Below are 23,479 nucleotides of genomic sequence, written 5' to 3' on the forward strand. Positions count from 1 at the left end.
AAGGTTGTACACGGCCGGGCGACAACGAAATATTGGTCGCTCGCTCAGTAAGCCGATAGCCGCTCGGGATCGAATCCAAGTCGGTCACAAAGGCCGAAGAAGCAGCATTCCACCGGGCGCTCGAAGGATTGAATGGGCCGGTCAGGATTGGGTAGCCACAGACTTAGGGCGGCCGCCATCGAGCGCGTGTAGGCGGGCACGATAGTCATCTCTTCACTGTCGCCGAATCGCGCCAGTAGAACCGGTTTGCCATCTCGATCCTCCTCGAGAAGCGGTTCACGGAATCCCACGTGCGGCGCGATGTATCCGTCGAGATCCAGGGAGCCGTCGACATGAGCGCGATATGTCCCATTGCCGGTGACAGCACCCTTAATTCTGCGGATTACGTCGCGTTCGCGTTTGCGCCAGTAACGCTCTGCCCCGCTGTCGAGCAGCCTCTCTGTCCACGCGCGTGCGCTCTGCGCCGTGAGTTCGTACACCCAGGTCAGTTCGTGCCCGAGAAGCGCGGCCAGCGCATCCCTCGCTTCGCGCGTTCCTTCGAACCATTCGTATCCGATTAGATGATCGGCCATTTGGATATGCATCCATTCCTCGAAATGGCCGGCTCCGGGAAAAGTGGCGATCAGGGCGACCGAACAACGAGCGCTCTTTTGGACCTCGGACACTCGACGGTGCGGGTCATCGCTACGCCCGATCTTGATGAGGCCGTGTTCATTCTGCATGACGTAAAGGAACAGGCAGCTCGTTGCGGGATTGTGCAACGAAGGCAGAGCGGCGCTAGCAGTCAGTTCAATCAAACGCTTCATACGCTGTTGACATCCAATGACTCTGGGACGGCGGTAGCCCAATCGTACTCGGACTAGCTCGACAGGAAGTCAAGAACGACGTCGGCGATCCGGTCGATGTCGGCATCGGCCAAGCCGAGCAGCTCGCGCACCGGATACTGGACGACCGGCCCGTTGCGCTCAACGCGATCGCGCAGGCCCTCCTGGTGCACGCGTGCGATGCGTTCGACCTGTCGCGTGAAATGTAGGACCGATGCGTCAGCGGTCGACGCGGTTTTAAGGAAGCGCGCGGTACGCAGCTTCGCGAACATCGCGCGCCGGATGCGGCCCTTCTTGCGCCGAGCCTGCGGCTTGCGCGGGGCGTACCGGCTACCGTCCGGGTTGCGGGCTTCGGCGATGCGCCGCGAATGGCGTCGGCGCAGCTCGACGGCCAGCCCCTTCGCCAGAATCACGCGCTGCGCGGCCGTGAGCTGACCGAGCAGGCCGAACGCCCAGTCTTCGGCGCGGGATAGTCGATCGACCATCAGGTCCCCGCGATCGGCGGCTCGCCGAAGTGGCGAATCTCGTAGCCGCCCGGTTGCTCGATCACGCCGACGCGCTCGGTCAGCTTCAGAAGGATCTCGACGTCCGATTTACCGTTGTCGAGCAGTTCGGCCTGGAACTTGAACCCGTCGCGGCAGAGGTCGCGGTTGAGTAGCAGCTCAGGCTGGTGGATCTTCAGCCACGCGATGATCGGCACGATGAGGTGATCCGCATCGCCGGCGTAGTCCGTCACGACGATGTCGAGCGTGTACGCATATTCGAACGACAGTGACTTCGCAGCGGTGACGGCGATCGACCCGTGTTCGATGAAGACGTGCAGCCGGTCGGGATCGCGCGCGAACTCGGGCAGGGCGGCAGTGAGCGCCGCGCGCACGCTATCGGGCTTCTTCATGGCGCCGATTCCTCCGTGTCGCGTACTCGGGTCTGCAGCGCGATCAGTTGCTCGGCGTTTTCGTGACAGGTGGTGTAGTTGCCGGCGACGGTTGCGGCGACGGCAGAGAGCGCAATGCCCGAGGGGGCCGCATCAGCGCTTCCGGGATCGCCCACCGGCACGTTGGCGGCGGCGCCGTTGTGCACGCGCACAAACCCAACAGGAACAACGCAGGCGCGATCCGCTTCGCGATCCACATAGACGGGAATCTCCTTGATGATGGTGTCGCCCTTCCCACGGACGACCTGAACACGGTCGACGTACTGCGTGACGACCTTCACGTCGCGGCGTGCCGCGTCGCGCTCGGCCGTCCGATCGCGCACGTCGCGCGCGAGATCGTCGACGCGCTGGCCGGCGTCGACCAGGCGCGCATGCTGGATCGCGATGACGACGACAGCTACGGCGAGCGCGATCGCGCCGGCGACGAAGATACGGGCGCCGATCGTCACGCGGCCGCCCGGCTGTAGCGATCGAAGGCCCGTTCGAGCTTCACGTCGTACAGGTTCTCTGCGTAAGCCTTGCCGTTGTACAGCTCGGCGAACTTCGCCCACTTCTTACCGCGCAGCGCGGCGAGCATTACCTTGTCAGCCAGGACGAAGCGGACGAATGCCTCGAGCTGCTCGGCCTCGCTGACCTTCATCGCGTCGACGAATGCGAACACGTCCGGATAGCCGAGCGCCTTCCAGTGGAAGCCCATGATTTGAAACGCGCCCCAGCTCGTCGCTTCGAGCGCGCATGCGGCCGAAATTTGCGACGCGCTCGCCAGGCGCGCATATTCCGCCGCGTCGCCGGCGTAGCCGCCGCGCTTCGGGTTGACCAGGGCCGGATATTTCGCCGCCAGCGCGTCCGCGTCCAGGCCGGCCGCCGCGAGCTGGCGATACATGATGTGCCGCTCGTACAGGATCACGGGCCGGCCGTCAGGCAGGAACCCGGCGCCTTTCGATTCCACCTCATTGACGGCACGCACGGCCGCGATATCGACCTGCAGCCGATCAGCCGCGTACTGCAGGTCGGCGTCGGTGAGGTGACGCGGATCGCGCCGGCCGGCCGAGAGCGTCGACCAGGTCTTCGGGCCGGCGATGCCGTCTGCGACCAGCCCGTGCGTGGCCTGAAACGCCACCACGGCGTTACGGGTTGCGCTGCCGTAAATCGCGTCGGTGTCGAGACGCGCGCCGGCTGCGATGAGCTGGCGCTGCAGGTAGCTGACGTCGGAGCCGCGGTCGCCGAGGCGCAGGGTCTTATACATGGCGCCCCCATACCTTGAATTGCAGCACGCGCGCGATCACGGAGTCGCGCGGGTTGCCACGGTGGAACAGTTCGACGACGTTGCCGCGAACGCCGTACACGGCGAGGCACAGGACGCCGACCAGCACCGTGTCGGCAAGATTCGCTGGCGGCAGCATGCCGAACGCGGCGCGGATCGGCGCGGCGCCGGCGGCGACCGCGATCGTGTACGCCAGACATGCCGCGAGCGGCCGGTGGGCGCTCGTGCCACGGCGGAAGGTCACGAGGCGCAGCGCGAGCGCCGCACACAGCAGCACATAGACGGTCGTGATCATTACTTTTCCCTCCCCTTGAACACGTTCAGCAGCCGATCGGGCGCGTCGGCCTGGGCGATCAGCCACAGCAGCAGCTTCACGACGAGCGCGGATGCGATCAGCGCGCCGATGCCGGCGTGCACCTCAACGCGGGCCGGCAGCACCGCGTCGAGCGCGGCGGCGAACAGCTCGGCTGTGAGGCACCCGGCGACGAACGAGATCACGAAGAACGCGATGCGCTTCGGAATCGACGGATCGGCGGCCGTCATCACAAACAGCAGCGAGCCGGCGAACGCGCCCATGACGACGTTGGCGTCGACGCCGGGAAACAGCGAAAGCGTGGCGACGCCGAGCGCCGCGACCGTCGCGGACGACGTGGAAATAGGTTCAGCCATTCTCAGTCCCATAACTGGAGCCGCTCGGCACCGGATTGCGCCGCTTGCGGTACTTCGTCGGGCAGCTCGACGAGCAGCCCGTGAGGCAGGATCGGGCCGTACTGCGCCAGGTCCCGGTTGAGGTCGAGCACCGCTTCGACGACGCCGCGCGTGCGGCCTAGCACACGCCAGCAAAGCGCGTCGATGGTTTCACCCTGTATCGCACGTACCTCCATCAGGTCCGCTCCTGGCCGTTGGCGTCGAACGTCGCAATGAGATCGGGCTTGCTGCGCTCACGTCGTTGTCTGCACTCGCCGGCAATGCAATGCAGCGCATCTTCGACGTATTCGAACCAGTCAATGTCGCGCCAGAAGAACCATGCATACCGACGTTGCAATCGGTGCGGTTGTGATCGACCGTTGCGGAAGCGACGGCCGGGCTGATGGCACAGGCGGAACACGGCGCGGGCCATCAGATCAGCTCCACGGTGACGCGTGGCCGGCCAACGATGTCGCTGATTGCCCACCGAGCATCACGGCGCAGCTCGTCGCCCTGGGGCTCGAGCTCGTCTGCGCGGCGTGCGCCGTCGCCTGTCGTGTCGTAGTCGCGGTACCGCTCGATAAGCGTCGCCTTCGCCAGGCAATACACCGCGCGCCGGTAGTGCTGCAGCCGTACGCTTTCGCCGTCGAGCTGGTCGGCCGGCACGTCGGCCAGGCAGGTGATGCCGGCTTCGCGCCACACCGCGCGTGCGCTGCGCAGTTCGTCGTTTACCTCGGCGATCGCGGCGAGCAGCTCGTGCCGCAGACGGGCGCCGGTGATCGACCCGTCGAGGCGCATCGTGTCGCGCGCGTGCTCGAGCGACACATCCGGATAGAACGGGTCGTTTTTGATCGGCTTTGCGGGTTCCGCATCCGCCGGCGCACGCGGCAGCGGCGGGGTCGAGACAAAGGACATGGTCGGGTTCGTCAGGTTGATCGGTAGAGGCGGTGGACGGGGCTTTCGCGCGGACAGTGCCGGCTACGGCCCCGTGCCGCCTGGTGCGCGGGGTACGCTCGGTGTCAGCCACCGGGGTCGGACTGGCCCCCGTTGGCGGAATTCTTCAGCTCGCGCTCGAGCCGCTCGATGTCCTTCTTCACGCCCACGTTCGCGAAGAGCTGCAGCGCGCGGCGTAGATGGTCGAGGGCACGGGCGGGATCGGAGGCGGAGAGGCCGTAGCCGATCGCCTTGTGCAGCTTCGCGCGAACTTCGTCGGGCATGTCGGCCACTGCCGTGAGTCGCTCGATCTCGACGAGCGGTTCGACCTGGATCGCATCGCCGGCGCGATGGGCGCGCAACGCGGCCTCGGCGAATTCCTCGACGAGCAGACACGGCGTGCTGCGCTTGTACTGGTCGGGCAGCGGGAGGGCGTGCCGCAGCGCGTACGCGCCGATCTCGAGCGCGCCTTGGTAATCGCCGACGTCGATGCGCCAGACCATGATCGTCATCAGCACGTCGTCCTGGGCGCCGGCTGCGCCGTCGAGCACGCCCGCGACCCACGCGTCGTATGCAGGCAGGAACTGCCGCTTCAGGTCGGCCTTGCGCTCGAGCGACTCGACAGCCTTCAGCGCGCGGCGGTGTTCGTCGAGCTGCGCGAGCATCAGCGTATATGCCGAGTCGTCGCGCAGCCCGCCGACACTCGTCGGCGTACCGCGCGCGGCCGTGGCCGCGACGGTGCGCTGGAAGTGTTGGCGGAACTGGTTCGTCATGCGCCACCCTGCGGAGCGGCCGGGGCAGCGTCGGCAAACTGGATGCCCTCGACCACGCAGCCGGCGCCGTACTGCTCGATCACGTACGCATCGTTCGAGCTTTCATAGTTCTCGATGCGATCGCGCTCGGGCACTTCCTTCAGCGAGCGCCGGCGCGCGCTGGTTTGCCAGTAGATCGACAGGTTGTCCAGGCGAGTGACCATCAGCGCATGCGGCGGGAAGTACGGCACGCTGACGGCCGGCAGGTTGCCGACGCGCTTCTGCGATACGACGATGTCGGTTGCGAGAGTTTCGGTCGACGGCTGCGCCTGGTTGATGAGCGGGAAATACTTGTCCTGGAGCAGCTCGCGGCCGCAGATCACGACGAGGTTCGGGTCTTCGGCGTACCACGGGTCGAGGAACTCGTTGCGCGCGAGCGAAACGACAGCGTCGAGATTCTTGAATTCTTCGCCCTTGCCGATCTTCACGCCCGAGAACACGCGTTGCTTCGCGTTGTTGCGGTACTGCTGCAGCCAACCGATGTTCACGTCCTGCAGCAGCGGATTCGTGGCGAGATCGGTATCGTCCGCAACCTTCACGCCGTTCCAGCCGATCATGATGCGATCGAGCGCCTGACGCACTATGATGGAATCGCGCAGACGCGCCTGGAAGTCCGGGAACTTCGCCCACGCGTCGAGCTGCTGATAGCGGATGTGCGTGTCGTAGTTCGTCTTCTCGCAACGGTATTTCTGGTTGTCGAGTGCCGAGACGTCGCGCGTTTCACGCGCTCGCTTGGTCGTATCGGTGCGGCTCGCGATCGGGCCGGATACGCCGAGGCCGATCTTCTCGCCCTCCATTTCCTCGACGCCGTGGATGTTGATCCGGCCGAGGAATGCGCTCGATTCCTGAATCTTTGTTTCGAGCGTTTGCTGCACGCTCGGCGCGACCGAAAACTTCTTCGTGGCATCGCTGATGCCGTTCAGTTCCTGGATGCGAGCCAGATACCGGTTGTACTGCTCGCGGGTAGTGTTCCGCATGGGTTCTCCGTCTGGGGGAATTGGGATGAGGGCGGGTTAGCAGTCGGTCTGCGCCCCGTTGTCGCTGCCCGTCGACGTCGGCCGCTGTTGCGGGCTGCTGTCGGTGCGCGAAAGCTTCTGGACCAGTTCGCTGTGTCGCTTCTCGCCGTCCTTCTGCGCGCGTTTCAGCTCGTCAACGTTCGTGTTGAATTTCTCGAGCTGCTCGAGCACCTGGCTCTGGCTTTCCGCGAGCGCGACGACCGATTGCGAGAGGTCGGAAAAGCGCTGCTCGTCGGTTGCTTCCTTGCGGTTCAGCAGGCCGCGTACCTTCGAGAACAGTGACTTGCCGGCATCACCGGTACGCGGCGGTGCGTCCTCGTCTTCGATCTCGATGTCGGCTTCGATGGCGGCGCTGAAGAGGTTTTCCGGGCGCTGCTTCCGTGCGTCGTACGCTTTGTGCTTCGCACTGAACTGCAACATTTCCGTGCCGAGGCTTGCCGGGTTGTCGGTGACGGCGAGACCGACCAGGTACGCCTCTCCCGTGCCGGCGAAATCGGGATCGACTTCCATCGACGTGTAGACCTTCTGCCGCTGCTCGGTGGTCAGCGCGACCAGGTCTTTGGTCGGCGACAGTTGCGCGAGCAGGCGCATCTTTCCGTCCTGCTCTTCTGCCTTGAGCGCGATCACGTCGCCATACGCGCGGAACGTGCTATCCGGGGTGTAGCCGCGAATGTGTTCCATGTTGATGCGTGCGCCGTACGTTTTCGGGTCGTAGCTGCTCGCCATCTGTTCGAGCATCGCGCGATCGATCGTGCGGCCGTCCGTCGTCGCGCCTTCGGTCGCGATCCGGAAAAACTTCGTCTTCTTTGCGTCCTGTGCCATGTGCGAATCCGCTGAGAGGGGGCTGTGTTCAGGGATTCCAGTTTCGGCAGTTCGAACCGGAGTCGCAACGCATGTTGGTTGTGCGCGCAACCGATACAACCGTATGCAGTAGGGCCTACGCGCGCGCGTCGGTAGCCTTGCTGCATGACTGCACTTCCCATTGATTCATCCGACGTTGATCCACGCCGACGCGCACGCGACCTGTACTGGCAGGGGTATCGCATCGCGCGTATCGCCGAGCTGCTCGGCGTGAAGCCGGCCACGCTCTATAGCTGGAAAAAGCGCGATGGATGGGACGAGACCGAGCCGGTCGATCGCGTCAACATGACGATCGAGGCGCAGCTGATAAAGCTCGTCACGAAGGAGGCGAAGGAAGGGCGCGACTTCAAGGAGATCGACCTGCTGACGCGTCAGCTCGACCGGTTGCGATCGCGACCAGCGAACGATGCAAAGGTGAGCGAATCCGGGGGTGGTGGCGGCACGCGCCGATCGTGCAGCTCGGACGACCGCAACGCGTTCAGCGAAGAGCAGATCGAGAAGTTGAACGATGCGTTCCTCGAATCGATCTTCGACTATCAGCGGACCTGGTATCGGGCCGGCTTCAAAGAGCGGATTCGCAACATCCTGAAGAGCCGGCAGATCGGCGCGACCTGGTACTTCGCGCGCGAAGCGCTGCTCGATGCGCTGAACACGGGCCGCAATCAGATCTTCCTGTCGGCCAGCAAGGCGCAGGCGCACGTGTTCCGCCAGTACATCGTCCAGTTCGCGAAGGACGCGGTCGGCGTCGAGCTGAAGGGCGATCCGATGGTGTTGCCGAACGGCGCGACGCTGTACTTCCTCGGCACGAACGCGCGCACCGCGCAGAGCTATCACGGCAACCTGTATTTCGACGAGTACTTCTGGGTGCCGCGCTTCCAGGACCTGCGCAAGGTCGCGTCGGGCATGGCAATCCATTCGCAGTGGCGACAGACGTATTTCTCGACGCCGTCGAGCCTGGCGCACGACGCATACCCGTTCTGGTCCGGGGCGCTGTTCAACCGCGGTCGACCGAAGGATCAGCGCGTGTCGATCGACATCTCGAACGCGGCGCTCGCGGCGGGCCGCGCGTGCGCGGACGGCCAGTATCGGCAGATCGTGACCGTCGAGGACGCCGTGCGCGGCGGCTGCAACCTGTTCGACCTCGAGCGCCTGAAGCTCGAATACAGCGCGGACGAATACGCGAACCTGCTGCTGTGCCAGTTCATTGACGATTCGCTGTCGGTCTTTCCTCTCGCGACGTTGCAGACGTGCATGGTCGACACGTGGGAGGTGTGGGACGACTTCAAGCCGCTGTACATGCGCCCGTTCGGCGACGAAGAGGTGTGGATCGGTTACGACCCGTCGCACACGGGCGACAGTGCGGGCTGCGTGGTCTTGGCGCCGCCGAAGTATCCCGGCGGCAAGTTCCGCGTGCTCGAGCGGTTCCAGTGGCACGGCCTCGACTTCGAAGCGCAGGCGGCGCAGATCGAGGCGCTGACCCAGCGCTACCGCGTGACCTACATCGGCATCGACACGACCGGGATCGGGCAGGGCGTCTATCAGCTCGTCACGAAGTTTTTCCCGGCTGCGACGCCGTTCCACTACTCGGTCGAGATCAAGACCGCGCTCGTGATGAAGGCGCAGAACGTGATCCGCAAAGGCCGGCTCGAGTTCGACACGGGCTGGAAGGATCTCGCCGCCGCGTTCATGGCAATCAAGAAAACGATCACGCCCAGCGGGCTGCAGATCACGTACAAGGCGAGCCGATCCGAAGAGGCGAGCCATGGCGACCTGGCCTGGGCGTGCATGCACGCGCTCGCGAACGAGCCGCTCGAGGGCGCGACGAGCACCAATACCGGATTTATGGAGCTTTTCTAATGTCACGCAAGATTCGACGCGGCGCCGGGCGCCGCACGCATGGCCGTGCCGAGCAGGCCGCCGAACCCACGCCGGCGCCGACGCCGCGCACGGAGGTGTTCTCGTTTGGCGATCCGATCGAGGTAATGGATCGTCGCGAGCTGCTCGAGTATGTTGAATGCATGCGGATGGGGAACTGGTACGAGCCGCCGCTGCCCCTGGACGGCCTCGCGCGCTCGTTTCGGGCCGCGCCACACCACAGCTCGGCCATCTACGTGAAGCGCAACATCCTCGTGCAGTCGTACATCGAGCATCCGCTGCTGCCGCGCGCGGATTTCAGCCGGTTCGTGCTCGAGTACTTGGTCTTCGCCAACAGTTACCTCGAGCTGCGCACGAACCGGCTCGGCGCACCGATGGCGCTGAAGTCGTCGCTCGCGAAGTACACGCGGGTCGGCGTCGAGCCGGGTCAATACTGGTTCGTCACGAATGTGCGGGAGCCGTACGAATTCCCGAAGGGCTCGGTCTATCACCTGTACGAGCCCGACCTGAACCAGGAGATCTACGGGCTCCCGGAATACCTGTCTGCGTTGAACTCGACCTGGCTGAACGAAAGCGCGACGCTGTTTCGCCGGCGCTACTACAAGAACGGGAGCCACGCAGGCTTCATCCTGTACATGACCGATGCGGCCGAGCGTCAGGAGGACGTCGACAATCTGCGTACGGCGCTAAAGAACGCGAAGGGGCCGGGCAACTTCCGGAACCTGTTCATGTACGCGCCGAAAGGGAAGAAGGACGGCATCCAGCTCCTGCCGATCGGTGAGGTCGCGGCGAAGGACGAGTTCTGGAACATCAAAAAGGTGACTGTCGAGGATCAGCTCGCGGCGCACCGCGTGCCGCCGCAACTGATGGGGATCATCCCGTCGAACGCGGGCGGCTTCGGTGACGTGGAGAAGGCGGCCGGGGTATTCAATGGCCTCGAGATCGAGCCGCTGAAGGCGCGGCTCCGGGAGCTGAACGACTGGATCGGGACCGAGGTCGTGCGGTTCAGAGACTTCGAGATGCCGAAGGGCTGACGCCCGACCGCACACCAGGCAAAGCAAAGCCGCCGGGCACTTCGGTGCCGGCGGCTTTTTTGCGTCTGTCGATCGTGCGAGGTCGGGGCGGATTAGGGCGCCTCAGAGCGGCTGCCGCCTGGACGCACCCCAAGGGTCGGGCGAGCCCGCCGCAGGGCCGTGGCGGGCCGCGTGACGCGTCGCAGGCGCCGTTCTAAGGGCCGGACCCTGCCCCTGGGATGACGATCAAGACCCGGCGCGCGCAGTTGTGACCCCGCCCCACCTGCCCGCAAAAATGAACGGTTTTTATGCACTCATGCACCTGGCGCCCCGGGCCATCTGGGCCGGGCCGCCCGGCGATCGAGGGCCCGACTCGTCTATGCACTTTTATGCGCCTTGGTTATGCAGCCTCGTTCATTGAGGTTGGCGAGGCGACGGACGATCAAGACATTCGCTTGTTGACGTAGCCCGTGAGTGCGCTCGATAGCACGGCAGAGCCGAGAACTGTTTGGAGCTTGTCCAACTGCTTTTCGGTCAGATAGTGCAACGCGTCGGGCGTCACCATATGCCACGCGTAAGTGGCGATGCCGATCAACAGGCCGAGGCATATGACCCAAAACAGGCCGATCGTTGCAACGTTGATGTGATTTCTGAACGTCTGATGGCGCTTGTGTTCTTGCCTAGCACCGTCCTTTTCGAGGTCAATCCCGGCCGCAAGAGAAGTTGCCTCCTTCGTCGCGATTGCATCGGCGGACGGCTGGGAGGCAGGCGTGAAAACGGATCGGAGGTCGTCCGATCCGTCGTCATTTGCCGGCGGGGCTGAGCCTTGCGCAGCCGCAGATGGTTCAGGCGTAGCCATCAAAGTGAAGTATGCGTCGGCTGCTGCAGAATCTTCGAATAGAAATTCTCGATGATGTCATTCGAGATCGGCGCATTTCGACCGAACGCATACCATGTTTGGGCCCATGGAGTATCCGGTTGATGAGTCGCAGCGGAAAGCACAACACCATTGTACGGGCCGTACGTGTCTGCTACGTGGTTCATGACCTCGTATTCTTCCGGCGTGAAGTGCTGCACCCACGCATTGATACCGATTACCGGCGAGCTCTTGAAGTGCTTCACGGCGTGATAGACGCTCGGGACAACAGGCCCATATTGCCAAGCCTCCACCTGCTCGTTGAACAGCGGCCGGCCATAACGGGCCAGCATATGGCCCTGAGCGATGTAGACCAGCTTTATCAACTGCATTGGGGTCAGTGCATCCCCCGCGGCTTGGCGTCGCTCGAGGATGTATCGAGCGACAGACAGCGCATTTGTGCTCATATCGATCCTCCTCGTTGTAAGAGTACGTGACACCTTCCTCGATGCGGGGCCGACTACAGTCGGACAGGCCCGAAAGCGACCGTGAGTCGCTTACATTTCCTCTATATCTGCCCCCGCGCACGCGGAATGTACACCATAGTGCATCACTATGCACGTCAAATAGTGCCACTTTGTGCTAGATACAATACTGTATAAATGAACAGTGGTCTAGCCGAAAAAATAGGGCCCTATTGCGTAGCCTTGGGCCAGGAGCGGGCAGCTTGGCGCACCCTAGCCTTCGTGTGAGAGGATCGGCGGACGCCCCGTGCGCAGCGTTGAGGGCGCGTGAGCTTACAACCGTCGGTACATGGCCAGATCATGAGAACAAGGGGACCACATGGAAACCACACGCATAGAGTCGATTGAAGAGCTTCGAGAAATAACGAAGAAATACGGAGCAAGGTATTTATTTCGAGGCCAAACAAAGCATTACTTTGATTCGACAGGGGCTCCAAATATGCCCACATCATTTGAGCGCCACGGTTGTATACCGCCACTCATGTTCAAATGGACTCATTACGCGAAAGCGATTATCCGGGCGCTCGGCGGTGGCGCATATGACGCGCTTGCATCCGACACAGTTCAGGCGGTTTTGCAGCATTACGGCTGGCGATCCTTCTACATTGATTTAACAAAATCCCTCGCTGTTGCATGTTGGTTTGCATCGCATAAATACTCCGATGACATGCGGATTCATATGTGCGAAAACTACGAGGAGGATCCCGTCTGGCTGATACATCGAGAAGCGTCATATACAGCGGTGAGCGAGGGTGACGGGCATCTATATGTCGTAGATACCGAAGTTCTGAAGCAAGGTAATGTGGGTGTTTTTGATCTAACGGAGATCGAGGTCGAGGACGGTCCGATACGCTTCCATGCGCAGCATGCCTGTCTCGCCGGCAGCGTGCGACGGCTGCCGCCAGAGGCGGTGGTCTCACACATCGTTGTAAATATGGCCGTGCTCCAGGCGTACGCCAAGGACAACGGGTTTTGTAATACTGTCGATCTTTTTCCGGGCGAAAGGACAGATATTGTTTTAAGGGCGCTTCTGTCTATTCCTTGGTTCCGTATCCGAGACGCGATGAACCCGATTCCCGCGTTTCGACGTGGACTGGATTTGCCGGAATATAATTTGGCGTTTGTAAAGCACCTGCCTCCGGAAACAATCTTGTTTGATAAATTTTGGATCGCCGATAATCGGGCGGATGAATCCACTCCACTGCAGCTCGTGCCATTTTATCGTATGGCGGAGGATTCCTACTATTCGAATGTGCCGAGGACATTCGAGTTGCCTGAAACGACAAAACTCCTTCGCGAGAATAGCGGATTTGCGATCGAACTGGATGGCGTGATCCGGCCTCCCGAGTTCCTGGATAGCTACGCGTGCGAGAAGGGCATTTATGTGGAGCGCATGGACGGGAACCTCGTGTCAGTGGGGGCACTGTATGTCGAACATCCGGCCAACGTCGTGTGCGGTGCTGGAGTCTCCGCTGGATGGATATACCGAGTGGACGGTGACGTGTGGACGAGAGTCCCGAACGACGACCAATGCCCTTGCAATAACGACTTGCCGCATGAGTTGCAGTTCACACTTTTGAACATGTTCGAAATCGCTCTGAAAGACGCGGAATTCAAACAGGTCGATGCGCTGAACTTCACACACAAGGGGCTGAATCTCTAGTAGCACGGTGGCTCAGCGGATCAACTGCGGTGCAGGCCGGGCCGGGTGAGTGGTTTCACTCACCCACCGTGCAGTTTCGGCGTTTTGTGCAGCTCGACCCAGAAGTTGTTGAGCTGTTCATCCGACACGTTGAAGCGGCTCAGCCATCCTTCGGTCGCGACGACCGTATTGAGCAGTGGCGCAGTGCTATCGAGCGTCCCGTCCTGCAGGGTATCGACCGAATCCGCAATGATCGGCTTCAGCGCGCGATTCAGAATGACGTACGCGGCCGGCGGCGAGACGGGAATTCCCGGTCCGTTGGACACGCCGGACTCCGGCGCAACGCCGGCCTTGATCAGTAGTCCGCCGTCACCGAATGGCTGGCGGGAGAACCAGTCAGGCGGAAGCATGAGCGACGATGCGCCACCAGCCGCGCGAACGAGATCCCCATCGAGCGCGTTCAGCCAGTCGACGGTCTTGATCTTCGTGTAGAGCTTGCGGACAGTCGATCGCATCGGATCGCCGACGTCGATGCCAGGCCCGAAGCGGCGCGCGTAGAAATACTCGCTGGCTTCGTTCGGCCGCCGTCCCATCGGAGGCACGTTCACGGCCAGGCCGCCGTGCCCGTGGACGGTCGGTAGATCCTTGGCGAACGCATTGAACAGCGTTTCGAATACGCCCGGTCGCTGAACGAGAAACGCGCGCGGCACCGTGAAGGCCAGGCCGTCGAGACCGCGCTTGCGCGCTGCTTTCCCTTCGCTCAGCGCGAACACGGTAAATTCGTAGAACCCGGTGGCGAGCTTGTGCTCGGCGCTCGTCATCGCGACCGCGAGCGTTTCGTCGGCGGGCACGCGCGCCGCGATGCTCTCGAATCCCGGCGCCTTGTCGTATGGGGCCGGCTCTTCGCCCTCGGCGTACAGCCAGCGCAGCGGGCCGGATTTCGACGGCTGCTCGCCGGCCGCCACCTCGAGCGCGTGGTGATATTCCTCGATCGCCGTGTTGTATTGCGTGAAGCAGCGCACCAGGGCTTGGCGGACGGCGGGTGTGAAGCCGTCGCGGAAGTAGAGTACGCCCCGCACAACCAAGGCGGCACCGGTGATGCCCTTCTGGTGCGCGGGCTCGTACAGGCCGAAGGGCATCGTGTCCGCTCGGCGCGGATCCTTGGCCCAGGCAGCGATTTCGTCGTTTGTCATGGCGTCAGCTTAAAAAGCAGGGAGCGGCTGGAGTTGCGGCGGCGGGAGCGGCGGGGCACCGGGCGCGCTGGGGCTGGTCCCGTAAAGTTCGTCCAGGTCAGATTGTGAGGCGGTTTGCCTCGAGCGCGAAGTCTTCTTCTGGCCGTCGTCGTCGCCGCATCCGCAGTCAGCCGCGCCGAGGTGGACGAACTTGGACGGGCCGCCGGCGATCTCGATATAGTCGTCTTCCTGGTCGGGGCCGTACGTGTCCCCGGGGAACTTCATCTCCACGACGGTCTTGATGTTCGACTGCACAGGCGGCTGGGCCGGGTCGTTCACGATGACGACGTCGGGGCGGCGCACGTCGCCCTTCTCGTACTTCTTGCCCTTGCTCGGCCACTTGTCCTTGATCCACTGCCGAATCCCGGTATTGGGCTCGAGAGGGTCGTCGTAGTCCATGATTGGCTCAGGCGGATCCGTTGTCATATCGTACGGCTGTTCCGGGCGGTATTCGGTCGGAACGCCCGTCTGCATTTTCGACACTTCGTTCGGCAGCCCGAGTCGCATCTCAACGCACCGCTGCCGCTGGATGGTCCCGGCTTTCGTCGCGACGCCGATGCGCCGGCACTCGCAGAACGTGTGACATAGAACTTTGCGGTCTTTCGGTGAGAGCTTGGCAGCACTTACCCCGACCTGAGTCGTCTGGCCGCTCGGGCTCATGCCCCCAGGTGACGAGCCCGGGGAGTAGCCGCCGCTCATTCACTGCTCCCCGGTTGCTGGAAAGACAGGGAAGAGGCCTGGTGGCTGCTGAGCCAATCAGTGTGGCCGCTCGCATCGGTGGTGCCTTGGACCGTCTTGCCGTCCGCCGACGTGACCGTGTACGGGTGGTTCGCGATCGGTTCGCGCGTCTTGTCGTCGACGAGCTGGAAGCGTCCGCGATACGCGCCATCGTCCTGCGCGACGTTCTGCGCCACAACGCTTTTACCCGCGCCGATCGAGCCGCCCGCGCCGGACGTAGGTTCCACCGTCGCCTGGCCTTGCGACGCGATCAGCGTTGCGCCGCACGCCGTCTTGTCCCCATCGGTCGCCACGGCCCGCCCGCCGAACGTCATGCTGCGCACTCGGACGCCAATGATCGGATAGACGCCGCCGCACTTCGGGCACGACACCATGTCACCTTCGAGCGCCAGCGGCTTCCCGAATACGATGTTGGTCGACGTACACGCGAGCACGCGGCCGCCGTGACTGGTGGTGTCGCCTTCGCGGATGAATGCTGAACTCATGCCCAATCCTCACAGGAAATCTGCGGGAAATGTAGCACGCACGGGAAAGTGGAAATCCTGTAGGAATTACCGGGAGACTAAATGTGCTCGGGTTTCGCCCTGGTAAAGCTCCGAATGCAGTCTCCGCTACTCGGGCCAGCGATACGGATAGACCCGATGATTCTCGACGTCCGGAATTTGGTCGAAGATGCCAACCCCCGAAATGTCGCCGAACACGGCGCCAATCATCGCGACGGCATCGTTGAACTGGACGGCAAAAAGTGCTGACGGCGGGTCCGCGTCGATCAGAGTGTAGGCGCAGGCAAACTGGTCGTTCAGCATGCTGTTACCACGTTGAATCGGAGGGAACTGTGCAAGCAACGGACTCAAATTTTCGGAGCTCAAAAGTTGGTCCATCCCGTGCGCGTTTGTCGTCCACAGGAAGACTATCCCGCCGCGAGACGTTAGCGGACGCCCGGTGCGCATGTAGTAAAGAGCGCAAAACAGCTTGCGAGCTACAGTTTTGGAGGCTTCATAAAACTCAGGATGATCGATCGACAAGATAGGTAGGTCCCGGAATGTCTCGCCGGGGCCGGGCTGGATGCCGAGCGCGCGGGCTTGGCTTCTCTTTTCCGTGACAGACATCAGCATTGAGCGGTAGGTTTCAGGCAGAACCTGCGCAACGCCTTGGGCGTTTTTCGCCCACTCTCGTTGTGCATCTTCTTCGCTGACACCTACCCGCGCGGGACTGAAGCGAATTCGACAGATCATCGCAAACAGCATCTCGTGCACGCGACTTGCGTTGTTGCATTGTCCGCAAGCGGGGAAGACATGCTCCTCTGGCCAGATTCGACCGACAAAAAAGCTGCGAGGTGGCCAATGATCCTGTGTGGTCGCCAGAGCCTCTCCGCCGCAAAAGCAGCATCGCGGATGCTGCGCAAAGAACCGCCTTTTTCTCTCGGCCGCCTGTCCCATTGATCGTCTTTCCCCGTGATGCTGCATTTCGTCAATAGTGTTGCACTATGATGGTTCGGAAGCACCATTCAAAGCAAGATATCAACCCGGAAGCGGGAGACCATGACAGATCGTGACGAAGAGGCAGGGTCGCTGAACGACCCGGCCCTATGGAAGGACTGGAGACTGCAGGCCACGGCGGAACTCGCGGAGCCGTTTACGCCCCCGTGGAATCCGGAAGTGACGTATGCGAAAGGGTCGCTGATAAAGCAAGCCGGACAGTTCCCAGTGCACGACGGGCGTCAACTGACGCTCAACATTCCGAACGCGACCGCTTTGTTCCTCAACATTTCACATCGAAACTATGCCGAGGCCCGCGCCGTCTTGGATCGCAGCGGCATCCGAAAAGGGGTGCGCAAAAACGTCACGTTCGCCGCCGATGCCGATGCCTTTCACTATCTCGAGTGCTTCATGACCAGCGTGGTTGGCGCTTATACGGCAGTCGAAGCCTTTGCGAACGAGACAATCCCAGACAGCTACATCCACGTACAGAAGTACAAGGACACGGAAGAGCGGTTGGTTAAGGCCGACATCGAGCGTCGACTAACGCTATCGAAAAAGATGATGGAAATTCTGCCTGCGGCCCTGAGCATCCAAGCGCCGAAGGGGAAGAAGTGTTGGGACGAATTCCATCGGCTCGAGCTCATGCGGGAGCGGATCATTCACATGAAGTCTGCCGATCGCAACATGAACGGCCCGGCTCGCGGAACCGTTTGGGAGGATTTATTCAAATTTCCCGAGCCGGTTTCGCTGGCGTTGCCGATCTTGGAGTTCTTCGCCCGCCAGATGGATGTGAAGCGTCTGTGGGTCACTGATCGTCCGTTTTGAACGCGAATTGGCGCTCTTCGTGTGCCGTACGTAACCGCTTCTATTTCGCGCTTTCAGTTCGCCGCGGCGCACCTCTGAGTGCAGCTAAATTGCAGCTGGCGTGAGCTGGATTGGCCTTGATTGACCTTGCGCAGCCTTGGTTTTGCAGTTTGCGAGTTGCATAAGGCTTTGATTTAAAAGGATGTATTGCGCGCAGGTAAAGCTCCGAAGGCAGGGGTTGCTGGTTCGATCCCAGCCGGGCGCGCCAAGTCTGATAAGGTGTAGAAGTTCAGACTTGATCTGACAGTAAGGCCTTGCCAAGAGGCGGGGTTACCCGTTTTGATAGAGGTGCGAATCTTCATCAAAACAGCGCGCAAGCGCCAAGGAGTAACCCCGTGAGTAGTCTCAACCAAAATGTCATCCGCCACAAGATCGGTCTGCTGAATCTGGCCGCCGAGCTGGGCAACGTGTCGAAAGCCTGCAAGGTGATGGGGCTGTCGCGCGATACGTTCTACCGCTATCAGAACGCCGTGGCCGAGGGCGGCGTCGATGCCCTGTTCGACAGCAATCGGCGCAAGCCGAATCCCAAGAATCGAGTCGATGAAGCGACGGAAATCGCCGTGCTGGCCTATGCCATCGAGCAGCCCGCCCACGGGCAGGTTCGGGTCAGCAACGAATTACGCCGGCGCGGCATTTTCGTGTCTGCATCCGGCGTTCGTTCGATCTGGCTGCGTCACGCGTTGTCGTCCTTCAAGCTGAGGCTCGTGGCGCTGGAGAAGCAGGTCGCTGAAAAAGGCATCGTGCTGAGCGAGGACCAGGTGGCCGCGCTGGAAAGAAAGCAGGACGACGATGTGGCTCATGGCGAAATCGAAACCGCTCATCCCGGCTATCTGGGCTCGCAGGACACGTTCTACGTGGGCACGATCAAGGGCGTAGGCCGGATTTACCAGCAGACCTTCGTCGACACCTACAGCAAAGTGGCGATGGCCAAGCTGTACACGACCAAGACGCCGATCACGGCGGCCGATCTGCTCAATGACCGGGTGTTGCCGTTCTTCGAGGAGCACGGCATGGGTGTGATCCGCATGCTGACCGATCGAGGCACGGAGTATTGCGGCAAGCCGGAATCGCACGATTATCAGCTGTACCTGGCGCTGAACGACATCGAGCACACCAAAACCAAGGCGCGACATCCGCAGACCAATGGCATCTGCGAGCGGTTCCATAAAACCATCCTGCAGGAGTTTTATCAGGTCGCGTTCCGCCACAAGCTCTATCTGACGCTGGCGGAACTGCAGGTCGATCTCGATACTTGGCTGATGTACTACAACGGCGAGCGAACGCATCAAGGTAAGATGTGTTGTGGTCGCACGCCTTTGCAGACGCTCATCGCGGGCAAGGAGGTGTGGAAGGAGAAAGTGAGCCACCTGAATCTGATCTGACAGTCACGCACCGTCGGAACGGGTAACTGTCAGATCGGGTCGCGACTTCTACAGATAAGGCTTTCAGCGGTTTCGCTACTTCATCGTTTCCCCCCGTTACAGTGAAATTACAGTTAGCCGGCTGCGGTCAGCAGTGTTTCCGGCGGCGCTGACGCTGTTTCACGCGGCCGCTCGATCACCTGCGCGACCGGCAAGTGCGGCGTCACCCACTGCGCCAGATGTGCCGCCGACAGATGCGCGTAGCGCTGCACCATCTCCAGCGTTTCCCACCCGCCCAGCTCTTTCAACACCTGTAACGGCGTGCCGCGCTGCACGTGCCAGCTCGCCCAGGTGTGACGCAGGCCGTGCCAGCGAAAATCGCTGATGCCGGCGCGCTTCAACGCCTTGCGCCAGGCTTCGGTCACGGTCTGATAGACCGGCCGACCGTGGTACACGAACACACTGTCGACGAACTCGGGCGCGCGCTTCTTCGCGCGCTGGCGCAACAGGACCGCGATCGCCGTTTCGGACAGCGGCACCGTGATTGCCTTCTTCGCCTTCGCCTGGTCCGGGTGAATCCACGCGACGCGCCGCACGATGTCGACCTGCGACCATTGCAGCCCCGTCACGTTCGAGCGCCGCGGGCCGGTTTCGAGGCTGAAGCGGGCCATGTCGGCCAGGTGCTCGGGTAGCTCGGCGAGCAATCGTTCGGCTTGCGCCGGCGTCAGCCAGCGGATCCGTTTTTGCACGGTTTTCGCCAGCTTCGTCACCGGCGCGCGATCCAACCATTCCCACTCGACGCCGCGTTCAGCACGGCCTTCAGCACGCTGATTACGCGCGTCACGGTGCCGGCGCTGACGCACTCATCGGTGGTCACGATCCCGTGCTTCGTGCGGATCACCTTCGGCCCCCTCCGTTTGGCGAGGGCGATCGCGTCGATGCGGTTGCGGTCGATTTCGGCCAGCGCGACGCCGGACAGGTGTTGGTCAAGCCAGCGCAGGTGCGTTTTCGACGTTTCCAGGCTCGACAGCCCCTCGCGGTCGCTGATGTAGCGCACGACGGCGTCGTTCCAGATGTAGCGCGGCTGGTGGCCGAGCCGCGCCTGGTTCGACAGATCGACCTTCAGCCGATCGTGCTGGGCTTTGTTGCTGGTGCCAGTGCTGCCTTGTAGCGGCGTTCCGCCGCTAGGCGGGTACAGCTTGTATTGCCAGTTGGGACCGGATTTCTGGTCCTCACATTCGATTCCGGCGTCGATCAGCGTCGGCGGGCCGTTACGCCTGACCGCCACGCCACGCAGAAAAGCACATGGCCGGGGCTTGGGCGGAGCCGGCACCCGCAACGGTGCGGTATCGGTCGCGGCTTGAGGTGGACGGCCCGGTTGTTGATTCCGCTCTCGGGCGCGACTGGTTTGGGCGATTCGGAAATGAATGTGGAAATGGATAGGGCCAGACTACGTTCGCGGCACCTGGCCCGGCGCAAGCGGCGGCGGAAGGCACTTGGCCCGGCGCCGCCCGCGGGCGCGGTTTCGCGCACCAGCCGCGAGCCGGGCCGGGCCCGCCGTGGCCATGACGGGCCGTGCTCGGCGCCGGGACGCATCGCCTGCGCGCTTTCGTCATGCGTTACCGAGCGGCCCGGGCGTGTCGGCCGAGGCGGTCAACTGGCGGTCGAAGCCGGCTGCGTCGAGTTCGCGGGCGAGATCGCGCAGCGCATGGCTCGCGGCGGCGCGATCGTCGTTCTGGTCGTGCGGGATCACGTTCAGGGTCTGCGTGATGCCGGGCGTGGTCTCGTCGAGCGTGATCACCACGCCTTGCTTGCTGACGCAGTAGGTGCGTGCACCGTGCGGGCCGCCCGCGATGCTGGCGAATGGAATCAGCTTCCAGGTGGGCAAGCCGCGCAGCTCGCGGATCGGTGCACGAATCACCACCGCGCGCATGTCGTTCACCATGTCGATCCTCCTCGATGACGGTAGGCAGGCGTTGTCGGCCGATCGGGGCAGTGTAGTGAAACCGCCCGCGCTCGTATCCGACTGGATCAAGCGCGCCGGGCCTGCTGCGCGCCGTGGCCGTGCCGCCTGCGCTGCTCCGGGGCGCGTGCCGCCGGCACCCGGTCGCGCGTGTCGCCGCGCGGGTGCCGGCCGGCGCGGCCATCCGCGCGACGTTCCAGGGCAAGCACGCGGCCGCACGCTCGCCCCGCCGCGTGACCTCGCCGGCGCGGGCCGCCGTCGTCCCGAATGCCGTGCCTGCGCGCGAGAACGGCCAATCCGGCTGGCGGCCGGGTTCGGGCGCTCCGCCGCCCGGGGCGCGCCATCGAGGTCGGGCGCAGCCGGCCGGCGGCCCGAGCGGCGGCGTGGCCGCCGCCTCACCGGTGGAACACCACGCTGCGCTTCGGGCGCTCGTCGACGGCCAGCGTGAACACGTCGGGGCGCGCGTAATGGCCGGCCACGTCGAAGTCGTAGCGCGCGCGCGTGAGTTCGGCGGTGTCGACCTCGGTGATCACGAGCCCGGTCTCGCCGACGAGCGGCCCCGCCAGCACCTCGCCGAGCGGCCCGACGATCACGCTGCCGCCGTTGATCAGCGGCCGCTGCGGGTCCCAGCCCGGCACCTCGATGCCGAGCGCGGCCGGCGACGGTTGCACCTGGCAGGCGCTCACCACGAAGCAGCGCCCCTCGTGCGCGATGTGGCGCATCGAGCTCTGCCAGATCTCGCGCTCGTCCACGGTCGGTGCGCACCAGATCTCTACGCCCTTCGCGTACATCGCCATGCGCAGCAGCGGCATGTGGTTCTCCCAGCAGATCGCCGCGCCGGCACGGCCGGCCGCCGTCTCCACCACCGGCAGCGTCGAGCCGTCGCCTTGCCCCCAGATCAGCCGCTCGGTGCCGGTCGGCATCAGCTTGCGGTGGGCCGCGACGAGGCCGGCGGCCGGGTCGAAGAACAGCGCCGTGCAGTACAGCGTCGCGCCGGCGCGCTCGATCACGCCGGTCACGAGCGAGGCGCCGCTGCGTGCCGACAGCCCGGCCAGCGCGTCGGTCTCCGGCCCCGGCACGTCGATCGCGTTGCCGTGGTAGCGCGCGAACGCGTCGCGTCCTTCGGGCAGCCGGTAGCCGAGCCGGGTGCCGAACGTCTCGCCTTTCGGATAGCCGCCCAGCAGCGCCTCGGGCATCACCACCAGCGCCAGCCGCTCGGCGCGGATCGCGTCCTCGAAGGCGAGGATCTGCTGCAAGGTCTCGGCCTTGCCGAGCGGGGAGGCGCCGATCTGCAGCGCGGCGATGCGGGATTGGGGCATGGCGGACTCCGGTGAGACGACGCAGCCGCTGGATCGCAGGGGCGGGTGCGTTCGTGGGGTTTGCGTTATCGATCAGGCACTTCGAAACGCGCCGCGACGTGAATGACGGGCCGCGTTTCGATGCCCGTATCATGGCGCGATGCCCCGCCCGCCAGCACGGGCCGCGCCACTTTTCGATATGAATGCCATGAATATCGCCGATGTCGACCTGAACCTGCTGAAAGTGTTCGAAGTGCTGTTCGACGAGGGCGGCGCGAGTCGCGCGGCGATCCGGCTCGACCTCACGCAGTCCGCCGTCAGCGCCGCACTGCGGCGCCTGCGCGCGCTCTACGGCGATCCGCTGTTCGTGCGCACCGGCCGCGGCCTCGCGCCCACCGCGCGTGCGCGCGAACTGAAGCCGCTGATCGGCGAGGCGCTCGACCGCTGCCGACAGAGCCTCGCGTTCGGCGCGCCCGCGCCGGCCTCGTTCGAGGGGCGTGCGGTGTCGGTCGCGATGTCGGACGATTTCGAGATCGCGTTCGGCGGTCGCCTCATCGAATGCGCCGCTCGGCTCGCGCCGGGCCTGCGCGTGATCTTCCGGCAGACGCACAGCCAGATCGTCGGCGACGCGCTCGCGAACCGCGAGGTCGATCTGGCGATCGCGGCGGGCGGCTTCGCCACACGCGGGCTCGGCCACATGGCGCTCGGCCACGGGCGCTATGCATGCCTCGTCGATCCGGCCGCCGCGCCGGGCCGGCTCGTGCTGACGCTCGACGATTTCCTGGCGCGCGAGCATGTGCTGGTGTCGTCGGGCGGCGTGGTCGGGATCGTCGACGAGGCGCTCGCCGAGATCGGGCGCCGCCGCACGGTGCGCGCGTCCACCACGCACTTCGCCGCGCTGCCGTTCCTGCTGCGCGGCACGCCGGCCGTGGCGACGATCCCGCATCACGCTGCCGAGGCGCTCGCGCGCATGACGGGGCTCGGGCTCGTCGCCTGTCCGCTCGCGATGCCGGCCTACCCGGTCGCGCTCGGCTGGCGCGTCAGTACGCTGCGCGACGCGGCCGTGGCGAAGCTGCGGCAGGCGATCGTGGACAGCTTCGCCGGGTTTGCGGCGGCCAGCTTGGCCGGCGGCCGGCCGTAGCGGGCGGCGGCGGGCGCGAACGATCGCGGGCCGCCGGTGGGCGGCCGAAGGGCGAGCGGTGCGCGGAGCCGGCGGGCCAGGCCAATGGCGCGGCCCGACAGTGCGCCCCAACGGTGCGGTCGCGGCCGTCAGTCGCGCGCGGCGAAGGGCGCCGCGGCGC

The 23,479-nt window shown here is 63.8% G+C and carries 27 protein-coding genes and 1 pseudogene; 6 read left to right on the forward strand and 22 right to left on the reverse strand.

Annotated elements, in window-relative coordinates; translation table 11 throughout:
* Nucleotides 1–44: 44 nt before the first annotated feature.
* The 13 genes from KS03_RS17745 to KS03_RS17800 all read right to left on the reverse strand — a co-directional run bounded on the left by KS03_RS17745 (nt 45) and on the right by KS03_RS17800 (nt 7,292).
* The gene (locus KS03_RS17745) at nt 45–806 is read right to left on the reverse strand and encodes a GIY-YIG nuclease family protein (protein ID WP_042967162.1); all 762 of its coding nucleotides are present in this window, start codon (nt 804–806) and stop codon (nt 45–47) included.
* Between the two features lie 53 nt (nt 807–859).
* A complete protein-coding gene (locus tag KS03_RS17750; protein WP_017432116.1) occupies nt 860–1,309 on the reverse strand; it encodes a phage virion morphogenesis protein in 450 nt (149 codons plus the stop codon).
* Nucleotides 1,309–1,719, reverse strand: a complete 411-nt coding sequence (locus KS03_RS17755; protein WP_017432117.1) for a phage tail protein — start codon at nt 1,717–1,719, stop codon at nt 1,309–1,311. The genes KS03_RS17750 and KS03_RS17755 overlap by 1 nt, the downstream gene beginning before the upstream one ends.
* Nucleotides 1,716–2,207, reverse strand: a complete 492-nt coding sequence (locus tag KS03_RS17760; RefSeq protein ID WP_017432118.1) for a hypothetical protein — start codon at nt 2,205–2,207, stop codon at nt 1,716–1,718. Before KS03_RS17760 ends, KS03_RS17755 begins: the two co-directional genes overlap by 4 nt.
* Complete coding sequence (locus tag KS03_RS17765; RefSeq protein WP_017432119.1) at nt 2,204–3,004, reverse strand: N-acetylmuramidase domain-containing protein; 801 nt, start codon at nt 3,002–3,004, stop codon at nt 2,204–2,206. The genes KS03_RS17760 and KS03_RS17765 overlap by 4 nt, the downstream gene beginning before the upstream one ends.
* Nucleotides 2,997–3,317: a phage holin family protein gene (locus tag KS03_RS17770; RefSeq protein ID WP_017432120.1), complete on the reverse strand. Its 321-nt coding sequence runs from the start codon at nt 3,315–3,317 to the stop codon at nt 2,997–2,999. The genes KS03_RS17765 and KS03_RS17770 overlap by 8 nt, the downstream gene beginning before the upstream one ends.
* Nucleotides 3,317–3,691: a putative holin gene (locus KS03_RS17775; protein WP_012327676.1), complete on the reverse strand. Its 375-nt coding sequence runs from the start codon at nt 3,689–3,691 to the stop codon at nt 3,317–3,319. Before KS03_RS17775 ends, KS03_RS17770 begins: the two co-directional genes overlap by 1 nt.
* Nucleotides 3,692–3,693: 2 nt before the next feature.
* On the reverse strand, nt 3,694–3,906 hold the full coding sequence (locus KS03_RS17780) for a tail protein X (protein ID WP_017432121.1): 213 nt from the start codon (nt 3,904–3,906) through the stop codon (nt 3,694–3,696).
* Nucleotides 3,906–4,142, reverse strand: coding sequence for a hypothetical protein (locus KS03_RS31500; RefSeq protein WP_034196661.1), 237 nt, complete (start codon nt 4,140–4,142; stop codon nt 3,906–3,908). Before KS03_RS31500 ends, KS03_RS17780 begins: the two co-directional genes overlap by 1 nt.
* On the reverse strand, nt 4,142–4,624 hold the full coding sequence (locus KS03_RS17785; RefSeq protein WP_017432123.1) for a head completion/stabilization protein: 483 nt from the start codon (nt 4,622–4,624) through the stop codon (nt 4,142–4,144). Before KS03_RS17785 ends, KS03_RS31500 begins: the two co-directional genes overlap by 1 nt.
* A gap of 104 nt (nt 4,625–4,728) precedes the next feature.
* Nucleotides 4,729–5,415 carry a phage terminase small subunit gene (locus KS03_RS17790; protein ID WP_017432124.1) on the reverse strand — a complete coding sequence of 229 codons (687 nt, stop codon included), beginning with the start codon at nt 5,413–5,415 and terminating at the stop codon, nt 4,729–4,731.
* Nucleotides 5,412–6,431 carry a phage major capsid protein, P2 family gene (locus tag KS03_RS17795; RefSeq protein WP_017432125.1) on the reverse strand — a complete coding sequence of 340 codons (1,020 nt, stop codon included), beginning with the start codon at nt 6,429–6,431 and terminating at the stop codon, nt 5,412–5,414. The genes KS03_RS17790 and KS03_RS17795 overlap by 4 nt, the downstream gene beginning before the upstream one ends.
* Nucleotides 6,432–6,467: 36 nt before the next feature.
* A complete protein-coding gene (locus tag KS03_RS17800; RefSeq protein WP_017432126.1) occupies nt 6,468–7,292 on the reverse strand; it encodes a GPO family capsid scaffolding protein in 825 nt (274 codons plus the stop codon).
* 144 nt (nt 7,293–7,436) lie between these two features.
* On the opposite strand from KS03_RS17800, the gene KS03_RS17805 reads away from it, so the two are divergent.
* Both KS03_RS17805 and KS03_RS17810 read left to right on the forward strand, forming a co-directional pair.
* On the forward strand, nt 7,437–9,188 hold the full coding sequence (locus tag KS03_RS17805; RefSeq protein ID WP_017432127.1) for a terminase ATPase subunit family protein: 1,752 nt from the start codon (nt 7,437–7,439) through the stop codon (nt 9,186–9,188).
* Nucleotides 9,188–10,240 (forward strand): phage portal protein, encoded by a 1,053-nt coding sequence (locus KS03_RS17810; protein WP_017432128.1) that lies wholly within the window; start codon nt 9,188–9,190, stop codon nt 10,238–10,240. Before KS03_RS17805 ends, KS03_RS17810 begins: the two co-directional genes overlap by 1 nt.
* Before the next feature lie 421 nt (nt 10,241–10,661).
* Here the strand turns inward: KS03_RS17810 and KS03_RS17815 are convergent, their stop codons facing one another.
* Both KS03_RS17815 and KS03_RS17820 read right to left on the reverse strand, forming a co-directional pair.
* A complete protein-coding gene (locus KS03_RS17815) occupies nt 10,662–11,078 on the reverse strand; it encodes a hypothetical protein (protein ID WP_017432129.1) in 417 nt (138 codons plus the stop codon).
* Entirely contained in the window at nt 11,078–11,542 is a 465-nt protein-coding gene (locus KS03_RS17820) for a Panacea domain-containing protein (RefSeq protein WP_045678864.1), read from the reverse strand. Before KS03_RS17820 ends, KS03_RS17815 begins: the two co-directional genes overlap by 1 nt.
* A gap of 376 nt (nt 11,543–11,918) precedes the next feature.
* Between KS03_RS17820 and KS03_RS31505 the strand changes: the two genes are divergently transcribed.
* Nucleotides 11,919–13,262, forward strand: a complete 1,344-nt coding sequence (locus KS03_RS31505) for an FRG domain-containing protein (RefSeq protein ID WP_127913978.1) — start codon at nt 11,919–11,921, stop codon at nt 13,260–13,262.
* Between the two features lie 59 nt (nt 13,263–13,321).
* On the opposite strand, the gene KS03_RS17830 is transcribed toward KS03_RS31505, so the two are convergent.
* The 4 genes from KS03_RS17830 to KS03_RS31510 all read right to left on the reverse strand — a co-directional run bounded on the left by KS03_RS17830 (nt 13,322) and on the right by KS03_RS31510 (nt 16,467).
* Entirely contained in the window at nt 13,322–14,434 is a 1,113-nt protein-coding gene (locus KS03_RS17830; RefSeq protein ID WP_017432132.1) for a DUF3396 domain-containing protein, read from the reverse strand.
* A gap of 9 nt (nt 14,435–14,443) precedes the next feature.
* Complete coding sequence (locus KS03_RS17835; protein WP_017432133.1) at nt 14,444–15,172, reverse strand: VRR-NUC domain-containing protein; 729 nt, start codon at nt 15,170–15,172, stop codon at nt 14,444–14,446.
* Nucleotides 15,169–15,696, reverse strand: a complete 528-nt coding sequence (locus KS03_RS17840) for a PAAR domain-containing protein (protein WP_045678865.1) — start codon at nt 15,694–15,696, stop codon at nt 15,169–15,171. The genes KS03_RS17835 and KS03_RS17840 overlap by 4 nt, the downstream gene beginning before the upstream one ends.
* Before the next feature lie 126 nt (nt 15,697–15,822).
* Nucleotides 15,823–16,467, reverse strand: coding sequence for a hypothetical protein (locus tag KS03_RS31510; RefSeq protein ID WP_127913977.1), 645 nt, complete (start codon nt 16,465–16,467; stop codon nt 15,823–15,825).
* Nucleotides 16,468–16,752: 285 nt separating this feature from the next.
* Between KS03_RS31510 and KS03_RS17850 the strand changes: the two genes are divergently transcribed.
* Nucleotides 16,753–17,517: a hypothetical protein gene (locus tag KS03_RS17850; RefSeq protein WP_017432135.1), complete on the forward strand. Its 765-nt coding sequence runs from the start codon at nt 16,753–16,755 to the stop codon at nt 17,515–17,517.
* A 374-nt stretch (nt 17,518–17,891) separates the two neighbouring features.
* Entirely contained in the window at nt 17,892–18,938 is a 1,047-nt protein-coding gene (locus KS03_RS17855; protein ID WP_015877383.1) for an IS481 family transposase, read from the forward strand.
* 113 nt (nt 18,939–19,051) lie between these two features.
* Here KS03_RS17855 and KS03_RS17860 read toward each other — a convergent pair.
* From KS03_RS17860 to KS03_RS17870, 3 genes and pseudogenes are all read right to left on the reverse strand, one after another.
* A pseudogene (locus KS03_RS17860) lies at nt 19,052–20,160 on the reverse strand (tyrosine-type recombinase/integrase).
* Nucleotides 20,161–20,529: 369 nt separating this feature from the next.
* Complete coding sequence (locus tag KS03_RS17865; protein WP_017424819.1) at nt 20,530–20,862, reverse strand: hypothetical protein; 333 nt, start codon at nt 20,860–20,862, stop codon at nt 20,530–20,532.
* Nucleotides 20,863–21,275: 413 nt separating this feature from the next.
* Nucleotides 21,276–22,199 carry a carbon-nitrogen hydrolase family protein gene (locus tag KS03_RS17870; protein ID WP_012734259.1) on the reverse strand — a complete coding sequence of 308 codons (924 nt, stop codon included), beginning with the start codon at nt 22,197–22,199 and terminating at the stop codon, nt 21,276–21,278.
* Between the two features lie 178 nt (nt 22,200–22,377).
* Between KS03_RS17870 and KS03_RS17875 the strand changes: the two genes are divergently transcribed.
* Nucleotides 22,378–23,319, forward strand: coding sequence for a LysR family transcriptional regulator (locus KS03_RS17875; RefSeq protein WP_012734260.1), 942 nt, complete (start codon nt 22,378–22,380; stop codon nt 23,317–23,319).
* Nucleotides 23,320–23,479 lie beyond the last annotated feature (160 nt).

This window comes from Burkholderia glumae LMG 2196 = ATCC 33617, from assembly GCF_000960995.1.
GTDB classification, from domain to species: Bacteria; Pseudomonadota; Gammaproteobacteria; order Burkholderiales; family Burkholderiaceae; genus Burkholderia; species Burkholderia glumae.